Origin of the sequence: Dietzia sp. CW19, assembly GCF_014145265.1 — a bacterium.
Taxonomy (GTDB): Bacteria; Actinomycetota; Actinomycetes; order Mycobacteriales; family Mycobacteriaceae; genus Dietzia; species Dietzia natronolimnaea.
This window is the reverse complement of the sequence record NZ_JAALEE010000436.1, coordinates 1-6,715: the sequence shown is the minus strand read 5'-3', so window position 1 is coordinate 6,715 and position 6,715 is coordinate 1. Positions and strand designations below refer to the sequence as shown.

The window sequence follows — 6,715 nt, the reverse complement described above, 5'->3', positions numbered from 1 at the left end:
GCGGCACACCGCCCGGGCCTCGCGGTAGCGGGCCAACCACGCGGCGGTGGGCTCGTCGGCGAACTGGGTGTCGTGCAGCGGTGCCAGCCCGGCGCACGCGGCCTGGGAGGTCCACCTCGGCGGGCCGTCGAGGACCTCCTTCACGCGCGGCCAGGGGGTCTTTGGTGCCTTGTACGAGGGCGGCCAGCTCTCGGCGTCGGGTCGACGGTCGTAGCTCATCGGCCGCTCTCCCGGTCGTCGAGGTTGTCGGCTGGGAGGTGGGACACGTGTCGTCGCAGCGCGGACCGGAACCCGGCCAACATCTCGGCGGTCTCGTCGTAGCTCAGGCGGGCACGGTCCATGCAACCGCCGGGGATCTCGCGGCCGGCCATCTGTGCGAGCCGCTGCCGGTACTTCGTGGATGCCTTCATGGCGTGGGGTCTCCGATCAGGTGGTGTGGTGTGGGGTCGAGGTGTCCGCGGCCGGTGGTGGGTCCCGCAGCCGTCGGGTGGGGTCTATCCCGCGGCCGGTGGAGGTTTGGGAATGTCCGAAAATCTGGACCTGTCCGGTTCCCGCCCCCCTTAAGCCTCGATCCACCGATGAGCTGCTGAGGAGGTCGCTGACGGGGCCAGGAGGTCGGGGCTGGGGCGAGGGCGCGTAGGGGCCGCCGGTCTGCCCGGCCTTTCCACTGGGATTCCTGCTCGTAGGGACTGCGTCTGGTGGTCAGATCGGCGTGGGCGCCCGACCCGGAAGGACGGCGTCGTAGAGCGCGGACCAGGCCCTCTGCCATGGCCAGCCCTGGGGCAGGTGGAGACGGAGACGCCGAGCGGAGCAGGCAACGCGGGCGGGCAGGTTGATGAGCTTGCGGCGGATCGTTGCCGTGGTCGCCCGAGCCAGCCCCGGGGCGTTGGTCAGTGTCGCGGCGGCGCGGGTGAGGTTGAAGGCCATGACCGCGCAGACGAGCCAGGCAGCGTTGGCGTTGAAAACTCCCGAGGGCATGTGCGCCAGCGCGGAGGCCTTGAGGTCGGCGTGGACGTTCTCGATGATGGCGTGTGCCCGGTGGACCTTGTCGGCAGCCACGGTGTCGCGCTCGGCGGCGGGGGCGGTGGTGAAGAACGCGTGGAAGCGCCACGTATCGAACAGTGTGGCCTGCCCCTGGTTCTTCTTCGGGTTCAGGTCGGGGATGCGGCGCACCACCAGGCGGCCGGGGATCTGCTCGCTGGTCTTCTTGGAGGTGAAGGCGGTGAAGGGGATCTCGGCGACCTCGGCCCGCGAGATCCACCTGCCGCTGTCTTCGTCGTAGATCGCGTCGGTGTACTTGATCGTGGTCCAAGCATCGTCGCTGATGGCGGCGATGGCGCGCTTGACGGCCGGGTCCATCCGCACGGTGACCGATACGTGCGCCCCGGTCTTGAGCACGGCGGTGACCAGGGCGTGGGAGTAGAACGCTGAGTCCGCGCGCACCAGCACTGGCCGCCCGGCCAGGCAGGTGCGCCGGATCAGAGCCAGGGTGTCAGTGGCCAGGCGGACCGCTCCGCGCGGGGAGCCGGCTGAGCCCTTGCGCAGCCGCTGGGCGGCGACCACCGGGGCGATCTGCTCGGTGCTCACGGTGGCCAGCAGCGCGTTCAGGCCGCGCACTCCGGAGTAGCCGAAGGAAGCTCCCTGCTTGTGATGCCCGTGGACCTCCACGATGGTGTCGTCGATGTCGACCATCACCGTCCCGCTGTCGTCTTCGCGGCCGAGCAGTTCGGTGCCCTCGGCCAGCGCCAACAGGAACCGGGAGGCGATCGCGTCGGCCTGGCGCACGTGGCCGAAGGTGAAGGCGCGCAGGAAGGAGCCCAACGTCGAGGGAGCGTAGGGGCGGTGGAAGATCTTGCCCATCGCGCCGTGGCGCAGCAGGGCCATGTCATCGATGCTGTCCGCGCCGGCCGCCATCCCGGCCACCAGCGAGGCGAGCTTGCGGCCCGCGTTGGCGCCCTTGTCCGTCGGGACCGTCAGGCGCTCATCTCCCAGCCGACCCAGCCCCGCCTGCTCAGCGAGCCTCATCAGTGGAACCAGCCCGGCCGACGACACGAGATTGGGCTCATCGAAGCTCGCGGACACGACCGGGAGCGTGTGAGACAGTTGCATCTACGAGATGCCCTTCTTGAGCGGGTTATGCGGACCTTAGACAAGTCGCATTTTCCCAGGTCAGGAGGGCATTCTCACTCTCCCACGCCGCCCACCGGACACAGTCGATCGGTGGATCGAGGTTAAGGGGGGGCGTCGGACACCTAAACCGGACAACATGGTCGGCGTCCGAAATAGCGTCCGATCGGATATACGGGCTGAGCAGCGGATATGGTCGATTCGGACGCCACCGGACACCATTCGGACACTCGATTCGGACGGTGCCGGTGTGGCTGTCGTCGGACACCATTCGGACACCGATTCGGACGCTCTCAGATCAGTCATCGGCGGCGTCCTCCCCGGCTGTGTCTGACTCGTCGGAGTACCCCAGTTCCTCCACCCCGGCGGCGGTGAGCATCTGCCGGGATCGACCGCCGACGGTGGCGATCCATCCGCGCTTCTCCAGTGCCGTCCAGCTCTCGTCGAACCGCTTGCGGAACTGGGACTGAGCGCCCGTGAGTCGAAGCTGTGTATCGGGTTCGGTGCCCCACGTGGTGGACTTGAGCGCAGCACTGATGTTCGCCTTGGTCTCGCCACTGCCGCCCTGGTAGACCTCCCAGATGAACCGGGCCAGCTTCTCGTAGTTCGGCGACTTGTCCCGCCGGCCGCGCGGCTCCAGCGGGGCCTGGAGGTGGCCCATGTAGTCGAGCCCCGCAGCCCCGCCCACCTCGTCGAGCGTGCGCACCACGAGGTTGTCCCGCACCTCGTGCATGACGAGGTTTATGTCGGGGATCTCCTTCGCGTTCTTCTGCTTGTCGACGTGGAGGGTGATCTCGCCTCGGTCGCCGCGGGCAAGGATCAGCTCGGTCTCAAGACCCCCGTTGACGGCCGTGGACCCGCGGCCATGCGTGCCGGTGTGCCCGCTGTGATGCACCACGGTCACGCACGCGCCCGACGCTTTCCGCATCGTGTCCAGAGTCTTGACCAGCATCCCCATATCGGCGGCGCTGTTCTCCTCGGCCCCGGTGGTGAACCGGGCCTGGGTGTCGACGATGACGAGGTCGAACTGCTCCCCCGCGATCAGCTGGATCAGGGCCAGCACCTCGGGGTCGGTGGAGGCCAGGTTCATCGGCACCGGTAGGACCATGAGGGTCTGATCGCCGTCCGCGTCGTACCCGACCGGCTTGCCGTCGTTGTACTCGGCCTCCCACGCGGCGATGCGGTTGTTGATCCCGGCGAGCCCCTCACCCACGAGGTACAGCACCTTGCCGCCGCCGGCGAGGGTCACCCGACCGTGCCAGGGCTTGCCGGTGAGCACGCACAGCGCGAAGTCCAGCGCCACGTAGGTCTTGTACGACCCGGGTTTGCCGACGAGTCGCGCAACGCTGTCGAGGAACAGGAGCCCCTCGATGAGCGGCTGCGGTGGCGGAAGCTCGGCCAGGGCACGACGGTCGAGGCCAGCCGCTACGAGACGGTCGAGGGCGTTGTCGACGACGTGCTGCCCGGTGTCCATCTCGGGACCGCGGATGATGGTCCGGCCGCCCACGTCCTTGAGGCCACGACCGGCGTCGAGCTCAGCGACGATGTCGGTCCCCTCGGGCAGGAGACACACCCGCACCCACTTCGGGCCGCGGGCGTGCGCCTCGAGCGCGGCGGCGTACTTGCGTCCGGCGTCCACCCGGCTGGGGCGGACAAGTAGGTCGACGGTCTTGCCCTCGACGAGCTTGACGACCTCGGTGATGTCCTGTTCCCAGAACGGGATCCCGAGGGCGTCCCTGCCCACACGGCGCAGGGCGTCCACGTCGTACTTGGACTGCTCGGCCAGGACCACGCGCCGGGAGCGAGGCAGAGCGCCGTACACCACGCCGGGGCGGATGTAGTCGTCGTCGGCGACGCCGTCGTCGTGGTCCTGGTCCACCGTGTGGGCGGGGGTTACTATGGCATCCGAGCTGAGCAGCTTGTGTGACGCCGTCGGGGTGCCTGCCCCGGCGGCGTTCTCCGTTGAGGTCACCGGACAGGGTTTCCAGTGGCGAACGCCTCCAGCTCGGCGGCGTCGACCCGTAGCGTGCGAGGACCGATCCGGTAGCCGGTGAGGTGACCGTCGGCGATGTAGCGGCGAACCGTGCGCTGGTGGACGCCGAGCGTCTCGGCACCGCAGGCGATGGAGACCAGCCGCCGCGGTAAGGATGAAGTGGACATGAAAGCTCCCGTGAAGCATGGGTACCCCGGTAACGGGGCTTCACGGGGGGCTTTCTGGTCTAGTCGGGGACGCGGCCCGCGCTCAGATGGCGGGCGGTGTCACTACCTGACCGAAGTTACACGAGTGTTGTTAGGTCTGTCCACACCCGGCTCGTTATTGGTCCCCACCGCCTGCCAGCTCGGCCATGCGCCGCGCGACCTCGGCGTCCCGACCTGCCGCGACGTGCTGGTACCGCATCGCCATGTTGGGCGTCGAGTGCCCCAACCGGGCCATGAGCTCGCGGGTGGTCGCGCCCGCCTGCGCTGCCAGCGTCCCGCCGAGGTGGCGCAGGTCGTGGACCTTCACCGACTTGGTCACGCCCGCCTTGGCCAGGGCCGCGCGGAACATCTCTCGGTAGGTCGAGGACAGGATCCGCGCCCCCGTGCGGGTGGTGAACACCAGCGCCTCGGGGTCGTCGCCCACGTACTTCTCGAGGTGATCGGCTAGGACCGGCACGATGTGGGGCGGGACGACCACGTCGCGGACCCCGTCGGCCGACTTGGGCGGGCCGACGATGAACTCCCCCTTGACGTAGGTCACCCCGCGACGGATCCGTAGGACCCGGCCCCCGCCCGTGATGTCTTTCCGGCGAAGTTCGGTCGCCTCACCGAACCGCAGCGCGCACCACGCCATGATCGGCACCGAGGCGGCGTAGTGGGCGGGCATGTGGGCGGTGATCGCGTCGAGCTCGGCAACGGTGAGCAGGTCGACTTGTCCGGCCTTGGGTGCGCGCCCGGCCGTCTTGAGGGTGCAGGGGTTGCCCGGCGCGAGCCCGTCCTCGACGGCGGTATTCATCACCGCCCGCAGCAGTTGGTAGGCGTGCGCGTTGCGGGTCGGGGTGGTGTGGTCACGGCCGAGGTCGGCCCACCACTGCCGGACGGCCACGGCGGTCACCTCGGCCAGCGGGACACCGCCGAGGTACGGCCGGACGCGGGTTCCCCACACCTTTGTGTAGGTGTCCCTCGTCGAGGGCCGTAGGTCGCGGGAGGCGAGCCACTGCACACCGAAGTCGTCGAGGGTCAGCGTGGCAGCGGTGCGCTCAGCTTCGGCCCGTGCCTGCCGTTCGGCCGGCGGCGTCCACTCCCCCCGCTCGACGAGCAGCTCCTCGGCCCGCAGCCACCCGGCCGCGTCGTCCTGGGCCTGGAACGTGCGACCGGGGCTGTGCCGCTGAAGATCGGGGCCGGTGTACCGCGCCCGCCACCGCCCACTGGGGAGCTTGTCCAGCTCACCGAACCGCCGCCGCGTCCGAGCCTTAGACCGTGCCATGATGTCGCCTTCACGTCGGGGATCCGTGGGGAATCCGTGGGGAATAGGCGCTAGAACATGCCCCTATTTGTCCACAACTGTACATGAAGGGGGGTGTCATCACACCTGGTCAGACGTGGTGTCCTCGCAGGTCAGCGACGGGGACGGATCCAGTACTCGGGAGGGGTTCGAATCCTCTCGGGGGCGCACAGGTCTGGGCATATGTCCGGCACGGCGACCGGCCCTCAGCCGGCCACCGTGCCCACATCGTCGCCGGCAGCGGGTCACCGCCCGCCGCGTGGTCACCGCCCGCCGCACGATCACCGCCCCGCCGCGTGGTCACACCTGCTCACGTTCTCCCAGGTGGGGTGTTCCGAAATCCATCCGATGTGACCACTCGCCGAGTGGGCACCTCGTTCGCGGCCGCTGATGCCGGTGAGAGGGGTGAGCGGCGGGGTCGTTGCCGGCCGCCTCCCGTCTGCTGCGGGCGGTTGCCCCGCGACCGGCGCTCCAGCACACGGATGCGCACCCACTAGACGGGCCTCCCATCACGGAATCGGCCGGTGATACGTTTCATGTTCGGCCCGATTGTCGCAATCGGAGCCGATGACACGGGGTGCCCCTACCGAACGGGGCTGAGATCACACCCGCTGAACCTGAACTCGTTCACACGAGCGGAGGGATGTCACATGCGCTGGTGCACGCTGTGGTGAGTCGTCCGGGAACCACGGCGGTGTCTCTCGAGGACCTGGGACACACCTATCCGGGCGCGCGCCGCGCGGTGCTCGCGGACCTCACCCTCTCCGTTCCGGTGGGCGAACACATCGCCGTCGTCGGGCGCAGCGGATGTGGCAAGTCGACGCTGCTGTCGCTGATCGCCGGCCTCACCGAGCCGACGACGGGGTCCGCCCTCGTCCTCGACGAGAGTCAGCCCGCACGACGCCTGGAGTCCTGCGCGTTGATGCCCCAGGGCGACAGCCTGTTGCCCTGGCTGACCCTACTCGACAACGTCGCGATCAGTCTCCGTAACCAACGGGTGGGCCGGCGCGCGGCCCGCGCCGAGGCCCAGTCCTTGCTGGACCGCCTGGGTCTGGGCGCCTGGTCCGGGGCCCGTCCCGCGGCTCTCAGCGCGGGGATGCGCCA

7 protein-coding genes and 1 riboswitch are annotated in these 6,715 nt (G+C 69.2%); of the genes, 1 reads left to right on the top strand and 6 read right to left on the bottom strand.

The window, feature by feature from the left end; translation table 11 throughout:
* From G6021_RS12925 to G6021_RS12900, 6 genes are all read right to left on the bottom strand, one after another.
* Positions 1–219, bottom strand: a 219-nt coding sequence (locus tag G6021_RS12925; RefSeq protein WP_182641465.1) for a hypothetical protein, incomplete at its 3' end; no start/stop codon positions are given.
* Positions 216–410: a hypothetical protein gene (locus G6021_RS12920; RefSeq protein WP_182641464.1), complete on the bottom strand. Its 195-nt coding sequence runs from the start codon at positions 408–410 to the stop codon at positions 216–218. The genes G6021_RS12920 and G6021_RS12925, both read right to left, overlap by 4 nt.
* 292 nt (positions 411–702) lie before the next feature.
* A complete protein-coding gene (locus tag G6021_RS12915; RefSeq protein ID WP_179523906.1) occupies positions 703–2,109 on the bottom strand; it encodes an IS1380 family transposase in 1,407 nt (468 codons plus the stop codon).
* A 316-nt stretch (positions 2,110–2,425) separates the two neighbouring features.
* On the bottom strand, positions 2,426–4,099 hold the full coding sequence (locus G6021_RS12910) for an AAA family ATPase (RefSeq protein ID WP_182641463.1): 1,674 nt from the start codon (positions 4,097–4,099) through the stop codon (positions 2,426–2,428).
* Positions 4,096–4,287: a helix-turn-helix domain-containing protein gene (locus G6021_RS12905; RefSeq protein WP_182641462.1), complete on the bottom strand. Its 192-nt coding sequence runs from the start codon at positions 4,285–4,287 to the stop codon at positions 4,096–4,098. The genes G6021_RS12910 and G6021_RS12905 overlap by 4 nt, the downstream gene beginning before the upstream one ends.
* Before the next feature lie 154 nt (positions 4,288–4,441).
* On the bottom strand, positions 4,442–5,593 hold the full coding sequence (locus G6021_RS12900) for a site-specific integrase (protein WP_182641461.1): 1,152 nt from the start codon (positions 5,591–5,593) through the stop codon (positions 4,442–4,444).
* Between the two features lie 581 nt (positions 5,594–6,174).
* Positions 6,175–6,272, top strand: a riboswitch (TPP riboswitch).
* Positions 6,273–6,281: 9 nt separating this feature from the next.
* Between G6021_RS12900 and G6021_RS12895 the strand changes: the two genes are divergently transcribed.
* The coding region (locus tag G6021_RS12895; protein ID WP_347238969.1) for an ATP-binding cassette domain-containing protein at positions 6,282–6,715 on the top strand (434 nt) is incomplete at its 3' end.

What these genes read in the sequence shown, in the direction of transcription:
- G6021_RS12915 (WP_179523906.1), bottom strand. Translation starts at nt 2,109, where the DNA reads ATGCAACTGTCTCACACGCTCCCGGTCGTGTCCGCGAGCTTCGATGAG.
- G6021_RS12905 (WP_182641462.1), bottom strand. Translation starts at nt 4,287, where the DNA reads ATGTCCACTTCATCCTTACCGCGGCGGCTGGTCTCCATCGCCTGCGGT.
- G6021_RS12920 (WP_182641464.1), bottom strand. Translation starts at nt 410, where the DNA reads ATGAAGGCATCCACGAAGTACCGGCAGCGGCTCGCACAGATGGCCGGC.
- G6021_RS12900 (WP_182641461.1), bottom strand. Translation starts at nt 5,593, where the DNA reads ATGGCACGGTCTAAGGCTCGGACGCGGCGGCGGTTCGGTGAGCTGGAC.